The organism is Rathayibacter sp. AY1F8 (assembly GCF_002932165.1).
Classification (GTDB): domain Bacteria; phylum Actinomycetota; class Actinomycetes; order Actinomycetales; family Microbacteriaceae; genus Rathayibacter.
Genome location: NZ_PSVB01000027.1, coordinates 12555 through 29514 on the forward strand (window position 1 = coordinate 12555; position 16960 = coordinate 29514).

The following is a 16960-nucleotide window of genomic DNA, read 5'->3' on the forward strand; positions in this document are numbered from 1 at the left end:
AGCCGGCGATCCGCGTGCGAGCGGATCGGCGTAGCGCGGACGCGGGACGCTCTGCGGAACGCGACCGCCCACTCGGGCCGACCGCGGGCGAGCGACGAGCGGCGAGCGGAGCGAGGAGCGAGCCACGGCTGACGCCGCTCAGCGATAACCGGCGATCCGCGTGCGAGCGGATCGGCGTAGCGCGGACGCGGGACGCTCTGCGGAACGCGACCGCCCACTCGGGCCGACCGCGGGCGAGCGACGAGCGGAGCGAGGAGCGAGCCACAGTAAACTCAGCGTCATGGAGATCGAGATCGGGCGCGCCAAGCGCGCCCGCCGCGCGTACGCCTTCGACGACATCGCCGTCGTCCCGAGCCGCCGGACGCGCGACCCCGAGGTCGTGTCGGTGAAGTGGTCGATCGACGCGTACCAGTTCGCGACGCCGATCCTCGCCGCGCCGATGGACTCGGTGGTGTCGCCGGCGACGGCGATCCGGCTCGGGCATCTGGGGGCGCTGGGCGTCCTCGACCTGGAGGGCCTGTGGACGCGGTACGAGGACCCGGAGCCGCTGCTCGAGGAGATCCGCAGGCTTCCGGCCGAGACCGCGACGCAGCGGATGCAGGAGATCTACTCCGCTCCGATCCGCCCCGAGCTGGTGACCGCGCGCCTGGCCGAGATCCGCGCCGCGGGCGTGACCGTCGCCGGGGCCCTGTCGCCCCAGCGGACCGCGGAGCTCTACCAGACCGTCGTCGACGCCGGGGTCGACGTGTTCGTCATCCGCGGCACGACCGTCTCGGCCGAGCACGTCTCGCGCGCTACCGAGCCGCTGAACCTCAAGAAGTTCATCTACGAGCTCGATGTGCCCGTCATCGTCGGCGGCGCCTCCACCTACACCGCGGCCCTGCACCTCATGCGCACGGGCGCCGCGGGCGTCCTCGTCGGGTTCGGCGGCGGTGCCGCCTCCACCACTCGCACGACGCTCGGCATCCAGGCTCCGATGGCGACCGCGGTCGCCGATGTCGCCGGCGCTCGCCGCGACTACCTCGACGAGTCGGGCGGACGCTACGTGCACGTCATCGCGGACGGCGGCCTCGGCACCTCCGGCGACATCGTGAAGGCCGTCGCGGTGGGCGCGGACGCCGTGATGCTCGGCTCGGCGCTGGCGCGCGCGACCGACGCTCCGGGCGGCGGCTGGCACTGGGGCGCGGAGGCGCACCACCCGCAGCTGCCGCGAGGCCGCCGCGTCGAGGTCGGCACCGTCGGCACCCTCGAGCAGGTCCTCTACGGCCCGGCGACCGGCGCCGACGGCACGGCGAACCTCATCGGCGCCCTGCGCCGCTCGATGGCGACGACCGGCTACTCCGACCTCAAGGAGTTCCAGCGGGTCGAGGTCGTCGTCGCGCCGTACCAGCCCAGCTGACGCTCACTGACCGAGGCGATCCTGACCGTCGAGGCCGCCGCGAACAGCGGGCTCCCTCGACGGCCCGGGGGTCCGTCGACGCGGCGGACGCGGGCCCGGGTCGGCCGGACGATCAGCGGGCGGGCATCGCAGGCCTCGCGTCGGCCCCAGCGGACGACGCTGCGGACCCGATCCTCCCGGCAATTCACGGCGAGAAGCACGTGCTCGGGCGAGCGGTCCCGGAGGAACGCCGGGGCGATTCGGATCGACGGCGGTCTGCGCCAGATCCGAGACGGCGCGTCCGTCGATCAGTGCGGGTGGGGGCGGACGCGCGCTCCGCGACGCCGTTCCACGTCCGGCTGCCCAGGTCAGTCGCCCCTCGACATGCACGGTCTCCGCGAGCGGCTCGACCAAGGGGGTCCCGGACCGCCGCCGCCGACTCGCGGAGGACGAAGGGCGCGCTCCAGGTCGCGGCCACGGCGTCGATCCGCGCCCGCTGCCGCTCGTCCGCGGAGGCCCCCGCCCACTCGCCGGTCCGCGCGTACCGCGGCGCAGCCGCACGGACTCGTCCGACCGGCGGCACGCCCCGTCTCGACAGATCCCCACTGCACGCTTCCGCCCCCCTTCCCTCCCTCCGCTCCCTCTGTGGAGACTCCCCCCACCACCTGTGGGCAGCGAGGGAACGCAGGACCGCCGAGCCCGCCGGGAACTGCGGGATCCCTCGGCGGGTCGGGGTTCCCTCGGCAGGAGGGCCCCGCACGCGCCTAAGCTGGAAGTCCCGAGTGGGAGCGCCGCACGGCGCGGAGGGAGCACGCATGGTCGAGGTCCGCAGGGTCAAACTGCCCGGTGTCGGCGTTCTGCACACGTTCCTGACGGCCGACGGCGGCAAGGTCGGCGTCATCGCCCACCGCTCCGGCCACAGCGACCTGATCACGTTCGCCGAGGGCGACCAGGACGGCGCCAAGGTGTCGCTCCGCCTGAGCGACGACGAGGCGCACACCCTCGCCGAGCTGCTCGGCGGCACGCAGATCACGGAGTCGCTGACCGCGCTCGACCAGATCCCGGGCCTCTCGATCGACTGGTTCACCGTCGACTACGACGACCACATCGCCGGACAGCAGCTCGGCAAGCCCGCCGACCGAGGGATCGTCGGGCTGACCGTCGTCGCCGTGGTCCGGGGTGACGCCGCCAACCCGGCGCCGGCCCCTGACTTCCGCGTCTTCCCCGGCGACACCCTCGTGGTCGCCGGCAGCCCCGAGAAGGTCGCCAAGGCGTTCGCGTTCTTCCGCACCGGCAGCTTCGCCAAGACGGTCGACGCCCCGCCCGGAGCCTGAGGATGCACCACGGCGAAGACCTCATCGTCCTCGGCGTCCTGTTCGTCGTCGCCTACGTCCTCGGCCGGCTGGGGAGGACGATCGGGCTCCCGGCCATCCCGATCTACATGGTCGTCGGGCTCCTCGCGAGCCCGAACTTCCACCTCTTCCCGCTCGACTTCGAGTCGAGCTACATCGAGCTGACCGCGGTCTTCGGGCTGATACTCCTGCTGTTCAATCTCGGCCTGGAGTTCGACCAGGACGAGTTCTTCGGGAACGCCGGCCGCCTGATCCTCTCCGGCGGCTCCTACATCGCGGTCAACATGGCCGTCGGCCTCGGCTTCGGCTTCGCGCTGGGCTGGGGGAGCCGCGAGGCGCTGATCATCGCCGGCATCACGGCGACGAGCTCGAGCGCGATCGTCACCAAGCTGCTGATCGAGCTCAAGCGCCTGGCGAACCCCGAGACGCCGATGATCCTGGGCGTCACGGTCGTCGAGGACATCTTCATCGCGGTCTACCTGGCGATCGTGTCCGTCGTGCTCTCGGGCGAGACGGAGCCGTGGCCGGTGGTGCTCAAGCTCGTCATCGCGTTCGCGTTCCTCGTGGTGATGTTCGCGATCGCCCGCTGGGGCGGGAAGGTCGTCTCCCGCTTCTTCCGCACCCGCGACGACGAGCTGTTCACGATCCTGTTCTTCGGTCTCGCCATCCTGTTCGGCGGCATCGGCGAGGTCCTCGGAGTGACGGACGCCATCGGCGCGTTCCTGATCGGACTGGTCATCGGAGCGACGCGGTTCCGGTCGAGGGTCGAGCACATCGCGATCCCGCTGCGCGACGTGTTCGGAGCCTTCTTCTTCGTCAACTTCGGTCTCGGGCTGGATCCCGGCGCGTTCCCGAGCGTCGTGGTCCCGGTGCTGATCGCCGCGGTGATGACCATCGTCCTGAACCTCGGCGCGGGGCAGTTCGTCGCGTGGCTCAACAAGCTCGGACCGCGCGCGGGCCTGAACGCGGCGTTCATCCTGCACAACCGCGGCGAGTTCGCGCTCATCCTGGCGACGCTCTCGCTCTCGGCGGGGCTCGACGAGCGGATCCAGCCCTTCGCCGGCCTCTACGTGCTGATCATGGCGATCGTCGGGCCGATCCTCGCCTCGCGCTCCGAGAGCATCGGCGCGTTCCTCTCGCGGCGGCGGCACCGCCCGGCACCCGCAGCGGCCACGGCCATGGACGAGGAGGACTTCGCGCTCGTGGAGGCGGCGATGGCCGCGCCCGCCGTCTCCGCGGAGGAGGTTCCCGCTCCTCCGAGGCGCCCCGCGGAGCCGGACGAGCTCGACGACGAGTTCCCCGATCCGATGCGCCAGGCGCTCATCGACCAGGCGATGCAGCAGTCCGACGGCGCCGACGACGCCCGGCCCCGCCGCCCGAGGGAGCCCGACTACTGATCCCACGGAGCTCCCACACTCACGGGTTAGGCTCGATCCGGCCCGCGGGATACCGCACGGATCGAGGGCGGACGAGGGACGAATGACGCAGAGCACGGTCGGGCAGGTGGCCCGGCGCCCGCGCTGGATCGCCGCGCTGGCGCTCGCACTCCTGATCGCCGGGCTCTTCGCCGCGCTCGGGCAGTGGCAGGTCGGCCGCGCGGTCGAAGCCGCCGCGCCCGACTCCGGAGTGTCGGAGACGACGCTCCCGCTCGCCGAGGTCGCGACCCCCTCCCGCTCGATCACGGCGACCGCCGACGGACAGCGCGTGGAGGGCTCGTCCGTCTTCGTGCCGGGCGGTGCCGAGATCCTCGGCGGCCGCCTGAACGGCGAGCAGTCGGGCTGGTGGGTCATCGCCCGCACCCGCACCGCCGACGCCGACCTGGTGCTCGCCTACGGCTGGACGCAGGACGAGGCGCAGGCGCAGTCCGTCGCGGACGCGCTCAACAGCGGGAGCGAGCAGGCGCCCTCCTCCTTCACCGGCCGCCTCGTGGCCAACGAGGCGGCGGAGGCGCCGGCGGAGGGCCTGGACCCCGCCACCCTCACCGCGCTCTCCGTCCCCGCGCTGATCAACCGCTGGCCGGACCCGCCGCAGGACGTCTACCAGGGCTACGTCGTCGTCGACGAGCCGGTCGCCGGACTCGGGGCCATCGACTCCCCGGCGCGCGTGAGCGACGTCTCGCTGAACTGGCTCAACGTCTTCTACGCGATCGAGTGGGTCGTCTTCGCCGGCTTCGCCCTCTACCTCTGGTTCCGCCTCGTCAAGGACGCGTGGGAGCGCGAGGCCGAGGAGGCGCTCGACGCCGAGGAGCGCGCCCGCGCCGACCTGGGCGACCGGGCCGAGGCCCCCGCCCCCGCACCGTAAACTGGTCGTCATGCCCCTCGAGCCCAAGCCCGCGCAGTTCCCTGCGATCCGGAGCGCGCTGCGCTTCTACCGGGTGACCTCGATCATCACCGGCGTGATGCTGCTCCTGCTCTGCGCGGAGATGCTCCTCAAGTACGTCTTCCACCTCGAGCTGTTCGCCTTCGGCCAGCAGGGCGTCCTGCACTTCGCCCCGATGTACGAGGTGCCCGGAGGCGAGTTCACGTCGAGCGGCACCGGCGCGAACCTGTCCACCGGCATCCTGATCGCGCACGGCTGGTTCTACGTCGTCTACCTCTTCGCCGACTTCCGCCTGTGGAGCCTCATGCGCTGGCCGTTCACGCGCTTCGTGCTCATCGCGCTCGGCGGCGTGGTGCCCACCCTCTCCTTCTTCGTCGAGACCCGCATCGCCCGCGAGGTCGAGCAGTACCTCGAGCGCCGGACCGCCGGCACCGACCCGAAGACCCCGACCGACTCCGTGGAGGCCCCCCATTAGCGAGCAGCCCACCGCTCCCCAGCCGCACCTGGCCGCGCAGCCCGTCCTCGTCGTCGACTTCGGCGCGCAGTACGCGCAGCTGATCGCCCGCCGGGTCCGCGAGGCGAACGTCTACTCCGAGATCGTGCCCTCCAACGCCACGGCCGCCGAGATCGCCGCGAAGTCGCCCGTCGGCATCATCCTCTCGGGCGGCCCCTCCAGCGTGTACGAGGAGGGCGCCCCGCAGCTCGACCCCGCGATCTTCGACCTCGGGGTCCCGGTCCTGGGCATCTGCTACGGCTTCCAGGTGATGGCGAAGACGCTCGGCGGCGAGGTCGCCAACACGGGGCTGCGCGAGTACGGAGCGACGGACGCCGCCCTCTCGACCGACGGTGGCGTGCTCCTCGGCGAGCAGCCCGCCGACCAGACGGTGTGGATGAGTCACGGCGACTCGGTCGCACAGGCACCCGAGGGCTTCGAGGTCCTCGCCACCACGAGCTCCACCCCGGTCGCGGCCTTCGGCAACGACGAGCGCCGCCTCTACGGCGTGCAGTGGCACCCGGAGGTCAAGCACTCCGCCTACGGCCAGGCCGTCATCGAGAACTTCCTCCACCGCGCCGCGGGCATCCCGGCCGACTGGAACTCCTCCAACGTGATCGACGACCAGGTCGCCGTGATCCGCGAGCAGGTCGGCACCGGACGCGTCATCTGCGGCCTGTCCGGCGGAGTCGACTCCGCCGTCGCCGCTGCGATCGTGCACCGTGCCATCGGCGACCAGCTCACCTGCGTCTTCGTCGACCACGGACTCCTCCGCAAGGACGAGCGCCGCCAGGTCGAGGAGGACTACGTCGCCGCGACCGGCGTCCGCCTGGTCACCGTCGACGCGCGCGAGCAGTTCCTCGACGCGCTCGCCGGCGTCAGCGACCCGGAGCAGAAGCGCAAGATCATCGGCCGCGAGTTCATCCGCACCTTCGAGGCCGCCGCCGAAGCGCTCGTGCTCGAAGCGCAGGGCGAGGGCGAGACGATCGACTTCCTCGTCCAGGGCACGCTCTACCCCGACGTCGTCGAATCCGGCGGCGGCACCGGCACCGCCAACATCAAGTCCCACCACAACGTCGGCGGACTCCCCGAGGACCTGCAGTTCGCCCTCGTCGAGCCGCTGCGCACCCTCTTCAAGGACGAGGTCCGCGCGATCGGCCGCGAGCTCGGCCTCCCCGAGGTCATCGTCGGCCGCCAGCCCTTCCCCGGACCCGGCCTCGGCATCCGCATCGTCGGCGAGGTCACCCAGGAGCGGCTCGACCTCCTCCAGGACGCCGACGCCATCGTCCGCGCCGAGCTCACCGCCGCCGGCCTCGACACCGAGATCTGGCAGTGCCCCGTCGTCCTCCTCGCCGACGTCCGCTCCGTCGGAGTCCAGGGCGACGGCCGCACCTACGGCCACCCCATCGTCCTGCGCCCCGTCTCCTCGGAAGACGCGATGACCGCCGACTGGACCCGCCTGCCCTACGACCTCCTCGCCAGAATCTCCAACCGCATCACCAACGAGGTGAGCGGCGTGAACCGGGTGGTGCTGGATGTGACGTCCAAGCCCCCCGGCACCATCGAGTGGGAGTGATTCCGCGGGTCTCCGCACGGTCATCTGCGGCGTTGTCGGCGGTTGCGATACCTCCGGTATCGCGCCCTTCTCCGCCTTGCAGCTGACCGCGCGGAGACCCGCGGAACGTCAGGAACGGCTCCCTTCGAAGGGGGCCGTTTCTTGTTGAGGGGAGCGGGTGGGGGAACGAGCCCCTGCGGGGCCGTTCCCGGGTGCAGGTAGTGGGGAACGAGCCCCTGTGGGGCCGTTCCTGGGTGCAGGTAGTGGGGAACGAGCCCCTGCGGGGCCGTTCCCGGGTGCAGGTCAGGGAAGGAGCTCAGGTGGCTGTTCAGGGAACGGGTGGCCGCGGTTCGGCCGGGGGATCGGTCGGGGTTGACCGGTGCCTGGCGAGGCGTTCCGAGTGGCGGTCAGCGGGACGAGGCCCTGCGGGGACGTTCCTGGGGTGCCGGCGGAGAAGCGAGCTCCTGCCGAGCGGTCGGGGAACGCGGGTCGGCGCTGGTCCGGGGGCCGAGGTGCAGGCGGCAGGCTCGCGAGCGCGGGTCAGGCGGGGGTGTCGAGCACGCCGATGAAGCGGGTGCCGATGCCGTCGTACTCGTCGCGGCGGTGGCCCTCGGGGTGGTGCGGCCAGGAGGCGGGGGAGTGGTCCTCGCAGACGAGGAACGTGAACTCGGGCCACCACTTCTTCGGGCGGGCGGCCTCGGAGCGGCCGCAGACGGCGCAGTCGAGGGTCACCCACACGGGACGCCTGCCGGTGCGGTTCGCGCGCGACTGGACGAGCCAGGCGGGCGGATCCTGCTCGAGGGCGGCGAGCTCCTCCTCCGACAGACGGGTGGGGATGCCGTGCCGCGTCGCCATCTCGAGGGGGATGTCGAGGCGCTGAGCGGCCTCGCGACGCGTGATCATCCGGCCACCCTAACCCAGCGCCGCGCGCGGACCCCGAGGCCGCAGCGACGCGCGCGCGAGCAGCCACTCCAGCGGGCCCTGCCCCACGAGCCGCCTCCAGAGGAGAGCGGCGACGATCGAGCCGACCACGAAGACGCCGAGCAGCGTCCAGCTGCGCCACGCCTCGAAGTCGAACGGCTCGTACGGGACCAGGTACACCGCCAGCGCCACGAGCTGCAGCGAGTAGATCGTCAGCGGCATCGCACCGACGGCCGCGATCGGAGTCGCCGCCCGTGCCAGGAGCGGCAGCCGCTGCAGCAGAGCCGTCAGCGCGCCGAGGACCACGCAGGCGACCCCGCCCGCCCCGAGGAGCTCGGCGGTGGTGCTGGCGTGCGCCTCCACCGCCTCCGGACCCCCGAGCAGCCGCCCGCCGCCGTAGCCGAGCACGGCCGAGACGGCGCCGCCGACGACGACCCAGCGCTGGGTGGTCGCGGACCGGACGTCGCAGCGCGCGATCAGGAGGCCGAGCACCACGTACGCCAGCCACGACGGCACCGGGTAGTACTGGGTGAACCAGATGAGGGGCTGCGCGGCCAGGAGCGCCTCGTCGGGCGACATGGTCGAGAGCCAGGAGCCGCCGGCGCTGGTCAGCGCGTCGACCGCGAGGGGCCCGGCGATCGCCGCGGCCGCGACCAGCACAGCGAGGACCGCCCGCGGCAGGAAGAGCAGCAGCGCCGCGACGAGGAACATCACCCCGTAGTGCGGCAGGATCACCGCGATCGGCGTCCCGAGCAGGGTGAGGGCGACGCCGATGACGAGCAGGTACAGCCCGCGGAGCAGGATCGATCCCGTGTCGTGCCAGGGCCGCGAGGAGCGCTGTGCTCCGCCCGTCATCAGCCCTATCGACACTCCCGCCAGCACGGCGAAGAGGACGGAGCTGCGGCCGTTCCAGAGCATCTCGCTCTCGACCGGGGCGAGGTGGGCGGCGAACATGCCGAGGACGGCCAGGCCGCGTGCGACGTCGAGGCCGACGATCCGGGAGTCTGCGGCGCTCATCCCTCCATCGTGCCAGGCGCTCCCGGCAGCGCACCGGGAACGGCGCTGGGGCCGGGAACGACGACGGGCGCCCGACCCGGAGGTCGAGCGCCCGTCGGACGTGGTGCGCCGTGCTACTCGCGGAAGATCGCGACGAGGCGCAGGATCTCCAGGTACATCCAGACGACGGTGACCAGGATGCCGTAGGCGCCGGTCCAGCCGTAGATGCGGGGGAGGCGGTTGCGCACGCCCTGCTGGATGAACTCGAAGTCCATCACGAGCGAGTACGTGGCGAGCGCGACGGCGATGAGGCCGATCACGATGCCGATGAAGCCGGTGCGGAGACCGAAGCCGCCGCCGACGCCGAAGAGGCCGAGGCCCAGGTTCACCAGCGAGAACACCGCGTAGCTGATCATGCCGATGAAGAAGATCTTGTTGAGCTTCGGCGAGGTGCGGATCTTGCCGTTCATGAACAGCGCCAGGGTGACGCCGATCACGATGACGGTCGCCATGAGGGCCTGGACGACCGCTCCGGCGTACGCGCTCTCGAAGAACTTCGAGATCGCACCGACCGCGATGCCCTGGGTCGCGGCGTAGCCGAGGATCAGGGCCGGCGACGGCTGCTTCTTGAAGGCGTTGACGATGCCCAGCACCAGCGCGACGAGCACGGCGGGGAGCATCAGGTCCGGGACGAACCAGCCGACGGCCGCACCCGCGAGGAGCACGACGAAGGCGAGGGCGGTCTTGGCGAGGGTGTCCTCGACCGTCATCCGGTCGGTCTCGACGGAGCCGGCGGCCGGACGGGAGTACATCTGGTCGAGCGTGCCGGGGGAGACGTCCGGGAGGTCCTGCACGCGGCCGGCGTAGCCGCGGTTGCTGAACTCCGGGCGTCCGAAGGCCGGATTGTTGCTTGCCATGGTTCCTCTTCTCTCAGGTGCGCTGGTCTCCGAGGGAACTCGCGGATCTGAGTCGCTGTGGGTGCGGGGTGCGCCGCGGATCCGAGAGGACTGCGACGATGGACACCACCATATCTGAGAGCACCTCTCAGAGTCTGGCTGTTCTCTTCGAGCGGACCTCGACTCCGCTGCGAGCCGCGCAGTGCCGCCCGTAGGATCGCGGCATGCCCGCGCGTCAGTCACCGCTCGTCATCGGCCACCGCGGAGCGAGCGGCTACCGACCGGAGCACACCCGCTCCGCCTACGAGCTGGCGATCGCGCTGGGCGCCGATGCGCTCGAGCCCGATCTGGTGGCGACCCGCGACGGCGTGCTCGTCCTCCGCCACGAGAACGAGATCTCCGGCACGACTGACGTCGAGAAGCGCCCGGAGTTCGCTGCGCGCCGCACCACCAAGCGGATCGACGGCCGCGAGATCACCGGCTGGTTCACCGAGGACTTCACCTGGGACGAGCTGTCGGAGCTGCGGGCCCGCGAGCGGCTGCCGGCGGTGCGCGGCTCCAGCGCCACGTTCGACGGGCAGTTCCCGCTGCTGCGCTTCAGGGAGCTGCTGGCGCTGCTGGACCGGGCGGCGGAGGACGATCCGCTCGCTCCGCCGGGGCTCGTCGCCGAGATCAAGCACGCGACGTACTTCGCCGGGATCGGGCTGCCGCTGGACGTGCTGCTGCGCGAGGAGCTCGCCGCCGCGGGCTGGGGTCCGCGCGACCCGCGGCTCACGATCGAGAGCTTCGAGAAGACCGTGCTGGAGCGGCTCGCGGTGAGCGGAGTCGGCACCCGCCGGATCTACCTGCTCGAGTCGCGGGGCGCCCCGCCCGACCTCGTGGCCGCCCACGGCGCCGCCGCGGCCCCCTACTCCGCCTTCACCACGCCGGCGGGACTGCGGAACCTCGCCGGAGTCGTCGACGGGATCAGCGTCGACAAGAGCATGCTCTTCTCGCGGGACGCGGCCGGCCGGGCGACGGGGACCGGTCCGCTCGTCGAGGACGCCCACGCGGCCGGGCTCGAGGTCTACTGCTGGACGCTGCGCGCCGAGAACCGATTCCTCGAGAAGGTGCACCGCCGCGGGAAGGACCCGGCGGAGTACGGCGGCTGGCAGGAGGAGTTCGCGATGATCCTCCGCTCGGGAGTGGACGGCGTCTTCGCCGACCAGCCCGATCTGGCGATCGAGGCGCGGGCGGCCGAGCAGGAGCGTCTGCTCCGCGGCTGAACCCGGATCGTGATCGGGCGCTCCTCCGGCGCGTGCCGAGCGGACGCGGAGGCTGCGCTGGCATCATCGGCTCACCACCGCCCGCCCGACCCTCGAGAGGAGGCCCCGTGTCCACCCGAGAGCGCATCGCCCGCCGCTGGATCACCACCGCCGTCCTCGCCGTGATCGGCGTCGTCGTCGTCTACTGGCTCGCCGTGCTCACCCCTCAGGGCCAGGGCGTCGAGAACTCGGGGCTCCGGGGCGCCGACCTCGTCTTCGGCCGGGCCACCGGCGCCGCCGCGGGGGCGCTCGCGGACGTCACCCCGCTCTCCATGGTCGTCGGCGCCCTGCTCGTCGCGGCGATCGCGCTGATCCGGAGGCGCCCGGCGCTGGCCGTCGCCTCCGTCGGCTCGATCGTCGTCACGGCCGGGCTCACCCAGCTGCTCAAGAACGTGGTCCTCGAGCGGCCCGAGCTGGTCGACACCGACTCCTGGTACACCGGCGGCAGCTTCCCGAGCGGGCACACCGCGGCGGCCGTCTCGGTGGTCTTCGCCCTGGCGATGGTCGTCCCCGGGCGCGCGCGGACCGTCGTGCTCGCGCTGGGCGGCGCGGTCGTGGTGCTGGTCGGCAACCTGACGATGGCCGCCTCCTGGCACCGGGCGAGCGACGTCCTCGGGGCCGACCTCGTCGCGCTCGCCTCCGCCACCGCCGCCTGCGCGTGGCTGACCACCAGGGCCCAGGTGGGCCGAGCGCCGAAGAGGCCCGCGCGGCGCGGGGTGAACCGGTTGCTTTTGGTGTGCTCGGTGATCGTGGTGCTGCTGCTCGCGGCTCTCGCCGTCCAGGGCATCCAGTACTACCCCGACGACACGAAGGACCTCACCGCCTTCGCGCTCCTGCAGCTCCTGGCGGTGTCGACGTCGGCGCTCGCCGTGCTCGGCTTCTCCCTCGCGTGGCGCGGACTGGACGTCGGTGGGGCACTCACCTCGCCCGCGCCGCGTCAGCGGACCGCCTGACCGCTCCCGGTGTCGGAGGGGCGATCTACACTCGGAGGGACATGAGCTTCCTCTTCGATCCGAGCGACTCCCGCGCCACCCCGGTCATCGTCGGCCCCCCCGGCGGCCCCGGGGACGCGCCCCGCACCGACCCGGCGCACGAGCAGCTCGTCGCGGGGCTGAACCCCCAGCAGCGCGAGGCGGTCGAGTACCGCGGAGACGCGCTGCTCATCGTCGCGGGTGCGGGCTCGGGCAAGACCAGCGTCCTCACCCGGCGCATCGCGAGCCTCCTGGGCAACGGCGAGGCCTGGCCGAGCCAGATCCTCGCGATCACGTTCACCAACAAGGCCGCGGCCGAGATGCGCGAGCGCGTCGAGAAGCTGGTGGGGCAGAGCGCCGAGGGGATGTGGATCTCGACCTTCCACTCCGCGTGCGTGCGGATCCTGCGCCGCGAGGCCGAGAACTTCGGCATGACCAAGTCGTTCACGATCTACGACTCGGGCGATCAGCGCGCCCTGCTCAAGCGCATCGTGAAGGACCTCGAGGCCGACTCGCTCGGGATCACCGTCGCGAGCGCCTCCGCGAAGATCTCCAAGCTCAAGAACGAGCTCGCCGACGTCGACTCCTACGCCCGCACCGCGAACCTCAGCGACCCGAACGAGGAGATGTTCCTCCAGGTCTTCCGGGCCTACTCGCGGGCGCTCGAGGGGGCGAACGCGTTCGACTTCGACGACCTGATCGCGCAGACCGTCTACCTCTTCCGCGCCTTCCCGCACGTCGCCGCGAAGTACCAGCGGCGCTTCCGCCACGTGCTGGTCGACGAGTACCAGGACACGAACCACGCCCAGTACTCGCTGATCCACGAGCTGACCCGGCCCGTGCCGCCGGCGACGATGGCCGCGGCGCAGTTCGACCGCCCCTACCGCGGACCGGTCACGGCCGACGGCTCCATCCCGGGGGCCTCGCTCACCGTCGTCGGCGACTCGGACCAGTCCATCTACGCGTTCCGCGGCGCCGACATCCGCAACATCGTCGAGTTCGAGCGCGACTTCCCGGGCTGCCGCGTGATCCTGCTCGAGCAGAACTACCGCTCGACGCAGAACATCCTCTCGGCGGCCAACGCCGTCATCTCGAACAACTTCGACCGTCGCGCGAAGAACCTCTGGTCCTCCAGCGGCGACGGGGAGAAGATCGTCGGCTACACCGGGTACTCGGGTCACGACGAGGCGCAGTTCGTGGTCGACGAGATCGCCCGCCTGCACGCGGCGGGCACCGGCTACGACGAGATCGCGGTCTTCTACCGGACCAACGCGCAGACCCGCGCGCTGGAGGAGATCTTCATCCGCTCCGCGCTGCCCTACCGGATCCTGGGCGGCACGAAGTTCTACGAGCGCGCCGAGATCAAGGACGCCCTGGCGTACCTGATCACGGTGGCGAACCCGGCCGACGTGCTGGCGCTGCGGCGCATCATGAACACTCCGAAGCGGGGCATCGGCCCCGCGACGGAGGCGCAGCTGCAGTCGTTCGCCGACACCAACGCGGTGACCCTGCGGGAGGCGATGCGCAACGCCGGCTCGCTCGGGATGGGCCCGAAGGTGACGAAGGCGATCGTCGACCTCGCGACCCTCCTCGACGAGTGCGCGCTGATGCTCGACCCCGCACGGGAGGGCGGCGAGGCGAAGGTGCACGAGGTCCTGACGGCGCTCCTCACCCGCAGCGGCTACCTCGACATGCTCCGCGCCAGCCGCGACCCGCAGGACGAGGCCCGCGCCGAGAACGTCGACGAGCTCATCGCCGTCACCAAGGAGTTCGCGCGCAACAACCCGGACGGCGGGCTCGTGGACTTCCTCACCGAGGTCTCGCTGGTCGCCGCGGCCGACGACCTCGACGACGACTCCGGCACCGTCTCGCTGATGACGCTGCACACGGCGAAGGGCCTCGAGTACGACGCCGTGTTCCTCACCGGCATCGAGGAGGACCTGCTCCCGCACCGCATCTCGGCGAACGAGCCCGGCGGCCCGGCCGAGGAGCGGCGGCTGTTCTACGTGGGGATCACCCGGGCCCGCAAGCGCCTCTACCTCTCGCTCGCGATGACCCGCGCGCAGTACGGCGAGACGTCGGTCGCGATGCCGAGCCGGTTCCTGCAGGAGATCCCGGGAGAGCTGATCCAGTGGCGCCAGTCGCCCGGCGCGGCGACCTCGCGCGGCGGCACGCAGCCCCGGGCCCTGAACGCTCAGCGGCCCGGCTTCGGCAAGTCGCGATCGAACACCGAGTTCCGGGAAGCGCTCGCCGCGGCGCCGAAGGCCAAGGGCGAGTTCCCGAACCGGATCACCGGCATGGTGCGCGACAACGGCGACCTCGAGCTGATCGCGGGCGACCGCATCCGGCACACCGACTTCGGTGAGGGGCGCGTGAACGCGGTGACGGGCGAGGGCTCGAAGCGCGTCGCACACGTGCTCTTCGACCAGGTGGGCGCGAAGAAGCTGCTGATCAAGGTCGCGCCGATCGAGAAGATCTAGTCCGGTGGCGGCCGGATCGGCGGCCGCGCGGCTCGCGACGGAGGCGTTCTCCCCGGCGGTCCTCGCGGTGCTCGTGCCGGTCGTGGTCGGCGCGCGCGTCGCGGATCCGCCCCTGCTCGGTGTCGCCTGGGGAGCGCTCGCAGCTCTCTTCGTCGGGGTGGTGCCCTACCTCGTCATCCGCCTGCTGATGCGCACCGGCCGGATCCACGGCGACCATCACGTGCCCGACCGGCGCGAGCGGGCGCTGCCGATCGCGCTGGCGCTGGTGTCGATCGCGGCCGGACTGGTGCTGCTCGCCGCGCTCGGCGCTCCTGCCGCGGTGACCACGTTCGGCGTGGTGACGGTGGCCGTGGTGCTCGCCGTCGGCGTGGTCAACCTGGTCTGGAAGCTGTCCGGGCACGCGGCGGTGGTCGCCACCTGCGCCGTCGTCGTGCTGATCGCCTACGGACCGCTCTCCCTGCTGATCAGCGTGCCCATCGTCCTCTGGGTGCTCTGGTCGCGGGTGCGCCTCGGCGCGCACACCCCCGCCCAGGTCCTCGCGGGCGCCGCCGTCGGCACCGTCCTCGCCGGGACCGTCTGGTCCCTGCTCGGCTGACGTCCGTCCCTTCCCGTGTGCCCTCTTGCGGAAGGGGTCAGCCGGCGTAGCGCGCGACGAGCTCCCGCTTGAGGATCTTGCCGCTGGGCCCGAGCGGGAGGGCGTCGACGAACTCGACGCGGCGGGGGAACTTGAAGGCGGCGAGATGCTCGTTCGCGTAGGCGATCAGCTCCTCCGCGGTGGCGGTCGCCGACGGGGCGAGGATCACCGCGGCCATCACCTCCTGGCCGTGGCGCTCGTCCGGGATCCCGAAGACCGCCGCGTTCTGCACGGCCGGGTGCCCGATCAGCACCTCCTCGACCTCGCGCGGGTACACGTTGTAGCCGTTGCGGATGATCATGTCCTTCGTGCGGTCGAGGATGCGGATGTAGTCCTCCTCGTCCTTCGTGCCCAGGTCGCCGGTGCGGAACCAGCCGTCGATCACCGCCTCCGCGGTCGCCGCCGGGTTGCCGAGGTACCCCTTCATCAGGTTGTGCCCGCGCACCACGATCTCGCCGAGCTCGCCCCGGGGGAGCAGCTCGACTCGGTCGGTCACGTCGGGGCGGGCGACCTCGACCTCGACGCCCCAGATCGGCGTGCCGACCGTGCCCGGCCGCGGCGGGACTCCGACGTGGTTGAAGGTGGCGACCGGGGAGGTCTCGGTGAGCCCGTAGCCCTCGTAGATCTCGACGCCGAACACCTCGCGGAAGCGCTCGATCACGGCGACGGGCAGGGCGGCGCCTCCCGAGACCGCGTAGCGCAGCGGCGGCCGGTCCTCGCGCCGGGTCGCGGCGTCGAGCAGGGCGACGTACATCGTGGGCACGCCCTCGAAGACCGTGCAGCCGTGGGCGATCATCGCCTCGAGCGCGGCGTCGCCGTCGAACTTCGGCACCAGGACGACCGTCGCGGCGGTGCGGAAGGCCGTGTTCATCGCGCAGACCTGCCCGAAGGTGTGGAAGAGCGGCAGCGCCCCGAGCACCACGTCGCCGCGGTGCAGGTCGAACGTGTTCATCAGCAGCACGTCCGACTGCGAGACGATCGCGAAGTGCGTCCCCTCCGCCCCCTTCGGGCGGCCGGTGGTGCCGCTGGTGTAGAGGATCGTCGCCGTGTCGGAGGGGGAGCGGGGCACGTAGCGGTCGATCGGGGTCGCCTCCGCGGCGAGGTCCTCCAGGCGCGGGAGGGGCGAGGCGGTGCCGTCGGGCACCATCACGCTCAGCACGGGGACGCCGGCGAGGTCCGCTCCGGCGGCCCCCTCGGCGAGCAGCGGAGCGGCGCACACGAGCGCGACGGCTCCGGAGTCGCGCAGGACGTAGGCGATCTCGTCGTGCTTGAGCAGGGCGTGCACCGGGACCACCACGGCGCCGAGCGCGAGGACGGCGAAGTAGCCGCGGGGGAAGTCGGGGACGTTCGGGACGAGCAGGGCCACGCGGTCGCCCGGTCCGATCCCCTGGGCGCGCAGGGCTCCGGCGTAGGCACGGGTCTGCCGCCAGAGGGTCGCGTAGTCGACGGCCTGCTCGCCGACGCGGATGGCGATCGTGTCAGGGGTGCGCCGCGCCGCCTCCGCCAGGATGGCCGCGACGGAGAGAGTGCCGAAGCCGGCGGCGGGCGGGGGAGCGGCGGGGGCCTCGGCCGTGCGGGGTTCGGTGATGCTCATCAAGGCTCCAGTCGTCGTTGACCGCCGCGGCGGATGCCGGGTGCTTCACCGTAGATCCGCCGGGCGG

Annotated in this window: 14 protein-coding genes; 10 read left to right on the forward strand and 4 right to left on the reverse strand. The window is 72.1% G+C overall.

Annotated elements, in window-relative coordinates:
- Window positions 1–280: 280 nt before the first annotated feature.
- From C5C35_RS14980 to guaA, 6 genes are all read left to right on the forward strand, one after another.
- Window positions 281–1399 carry a GuaB3 family IMP dehydrogenase-related protein gene (locus C5C35_RS14980; protein WP_104248095.1) on the forward strand — a complete coding sequence of 373 codons (1119 nt, stop codon included), beginning with the start codon at window positions 281–283 and terminating at the stop codon, window positions 1397–1399.
- Between the two features lie 794 nt (window positions 1400–2193).
- Window positions 2194–2712 (forward strand): cation:proton antiporter regulatory subunit, encoded by a 519-nt coding sequence (locus C5C35_RS14985; protein WP_068256939.1) that lies wholly within the window; start codon window positions 2194–2196, stop codon window positions 2710–2712.
- A gap of 2 nt (window positions 2713–2714) precedes the next feature.
- On the forward strand, window positions 2715–4127 hold the full coding sequence (locus C5C35_RS14990; RefSeq protein WP_104224735.1) for a cation:proton antiporter: 1413 nt from the start codon (window positions 2715–2717) through the stop codon (window positions 4125–4127).
- 82 nt (window positions 4128–4209) lie between these two features.
- Window positions 4210–5031: an SURF1 family cytochrome oxidase biogenesis protein gene (locus tag C5C35_RS14995; protein ID WP_104263476.1), complete on the forward strand. Its 822-nt coding sequence runs from the start codon at window positions 4210–4212 to the stop codon at window positions 5029–5031.
- 10 nt (window positions 5032–5041) lie between these two features.
- A complete protein-coding gene (locus tag C5C35_RS15000) occupies window positions 5042–5524 on the forward strand; it encodes a DUF3817 domain-containing protein (protein ID WP_104234169.1) in 483 nt (160 codons plus the stop codon).
- Window positions 5525–5552: 28 nt separating this feature from the next.
- Window positions 5553–7118 carry a glutamine-hydrolyzing GMP synthase gene (guaA, locus tag C5C35_RS15005; protein ID WP_104263477.1) on the forward strand — a complete coding sequence of 522 codons (1566 nt, stop codon included), beginning with the start codon at window positions 5553–5555 and terminating at the stop codon, window positions 7116–7118.
- A 519-nt stretch (window positions 7119–7637) separates the two neighbouring features.
- On the opposite strand, the gene C5C35_RS15010 is transcribed toward guaA, so the two are convergent.
- The 3 genes from C5C35_RS15010 to C5C35_RS15020 form a co-directional block, all read right to left on the reverse strand.
- Complete coding sequence (locus tag C5C35_RS15010; RefSeq protein ID WP_104224739.1) at window positions 7638–8000, reverse strand: DUF5997 family protein; 363 nt, start codon at window positions 7998–8000, stop codon at window positions 7638–7640.
- Window positions 8001–8009: 9 nt separating this feature from the next.
- Window positions 8010–9035, reverse strand: coding sequence for a DUF418 domain-containing protein (locus tag C5C35_RS15015; RefSeq protein ID WP_104263478.1), 1026 nt, complete (start codon window positions 9033–9035; stop codon window positions 8010–8012).
- Between the two features lie 113 nt (window positions 9036–9148).
- Window positions 9149–9931 carry a Bax inhibitor-1/YccA family protein gene (locus C5C35_RS15020; protein WP_104263479.1) on the reverse strand — a complete coding sequence of 261 codons (783 nt, stop codon included), beginning with the start codon at window positions 9929–9931 and terminating at the stop codon, window positions 9149–9151.
- A gap of 203 nt (window positions 9932–10134) precedes the next feature.
- On the opposite strand from C5C35_RS15020, the gene C5C35_RS15025 reads away from it, so the two are divergent.
- The 4 genes from C5C35_RS15025 to C5C35_RS15040 all read left to right on the forward strand — a co-directional run bounded on the left by C5C35_RS15025 (window position 10135) and on the right by C5C35_RS15040 (window position 15260).
- Complete coding sequence (locus C5C35_RS15025; protein ID WP_104263480.1) at window positions 10135–11175, forward strand: glycerophosphodiester phosphodiesterase family protein; 1041 nt, start codon at window positions 10135–10137, stop codon at window positions 11173–11175.
- 107 nt (window positions 11176–11282) lie between these two features.
- The gene (locus C5C35_RS15030) at window positions 11283–12167 is read left to right on the forward strand and encodes a phosphatase PAP2 family protein (protein WP_104263481.1); all 885 of its coding nucleotides are present in this window, start codon (window positions 11283–11285) and stop codon (window positions 12165–12167) included.
- A 41-nt stretch (window positions 12168–12208) separates the two neighbouring features.
- The gene (locus tag C5C35_RS15035; RefSeq protein ID WP_104261607.1) at window positions 12209–14665 is read left to right on the forward strand and encodes an ATP-dependent helicase; all 2457 of its coding nucleotides are present in this window, start codon (window positions 12209–12211) and stop codon (window positions 14663–14665) included.
- Between the two features lie 4 nt (window positions 14666–14669).
- The gene (locus C5C35_RS15040; protein WP_104263482.1) at window positions 14670–15260 is read left to right on the forward strand and encodes a phosphatase PAP2 family protein; all 591 of its coding nucleotides are present in this window, start codon (window positions 14670–14672) and stop codon (window positions 15258–15260) included.
- A 37-nt stretch (window positions 15261–15297) separates the two neighbouring features.
- Here C5C35_RS15040 and C5C35_RS15045 read toward each other — a convergent pair whose 3' ends face one another.
- Window positions 15298–16893, reverse strand: coding sequence for a long-chain fatty acid--CoA ligase (locus C5C35_RS15045; RefSeq protein ID WP_104263483.1), 1596 nt, complete (start codon window positions 16891–16893; stop codon window positions 15298–15300).
- Window positions 16894–16960 lie beyond the last annotated feature (67 nt).

Coding starts and splice junctions, on each gene's coding strand:
- C5C35_RS14980 (WP_104248095.1), top strand. CDS start 281: ATGGAGATCGAGATCGGGCGCGCCAAGCGCGCCCGCCGCGCGTACGCC.
- C5C35_RS14985 (WP_068256939.1), top strand. CDS start 2,194: ATGGTCGAGGTCCGCAGGGTCAAACTGCCCGGTGTCGGCGTTCTGCAC.
- C5C35_RS14990 (WP_104224735.1), top strand. CDS start 2,715: ATGCACCACGGCGAAGACCTCATCGTCCTCGGCGTCCTGTTCGTCGTC.
- C5C35_RS14995 (WP_104263476.1), top strand. CDS start 4,210: ATGACGCAGAGCACGGTCGGGCAGGTGGCCCGGCGCCCGCGCTGGATC.
- C5C35_RS15000 (WP_104234169.1), top strand. CDS start 5,042: ATGCCCCTCGAGCCCAAGCCCGCGCAGTTCCCTGCGATCCGGAGCGCG.
- C5C35_RS15010 (WP_104224739.1), bottom strand. CDS start 8,000: ATGATCACGCGTCGCGAGGCCGCTCAGCGCCTCGACATCCCCCTCGAG.
- C5C35_RS15015 (WP_104263478.1), bottom strand. CDS start 9,035: ATGAGCGCCGCAGACTCCCGGATCGTCGGCCTCGACGTCGCACGCGGC.
- C5C35_RS15020 (WP_104263479.1), bottom strand. CDS start 9,931: ATGGCAAGCAACAATCCGGCCTTCGGACGCCCGGAGTTCAGCAACCGC.
- C5C35_RS15025 (WP_104263480.1), top strand. CDS start 10,135: ATGCCCGCGCGTCAGTCACCGCTCGTCATCGGCCACCGCGGAGCGAGC.
- C5C35_RS15035 (WP_104261607.1), top strand. CDS start 12,209: ATGAGCTTCCTCTTCGATCCGAGCGACTCCCGCGCCACCCCGGTCATC.
- C5C35_RS15045 (WP_104263483.1), bottom strand. CDS start 16,893: ATGAGCATCACCGAACCCCGCACGGCCGAGGCCCCCGCCGCTCCCCCG.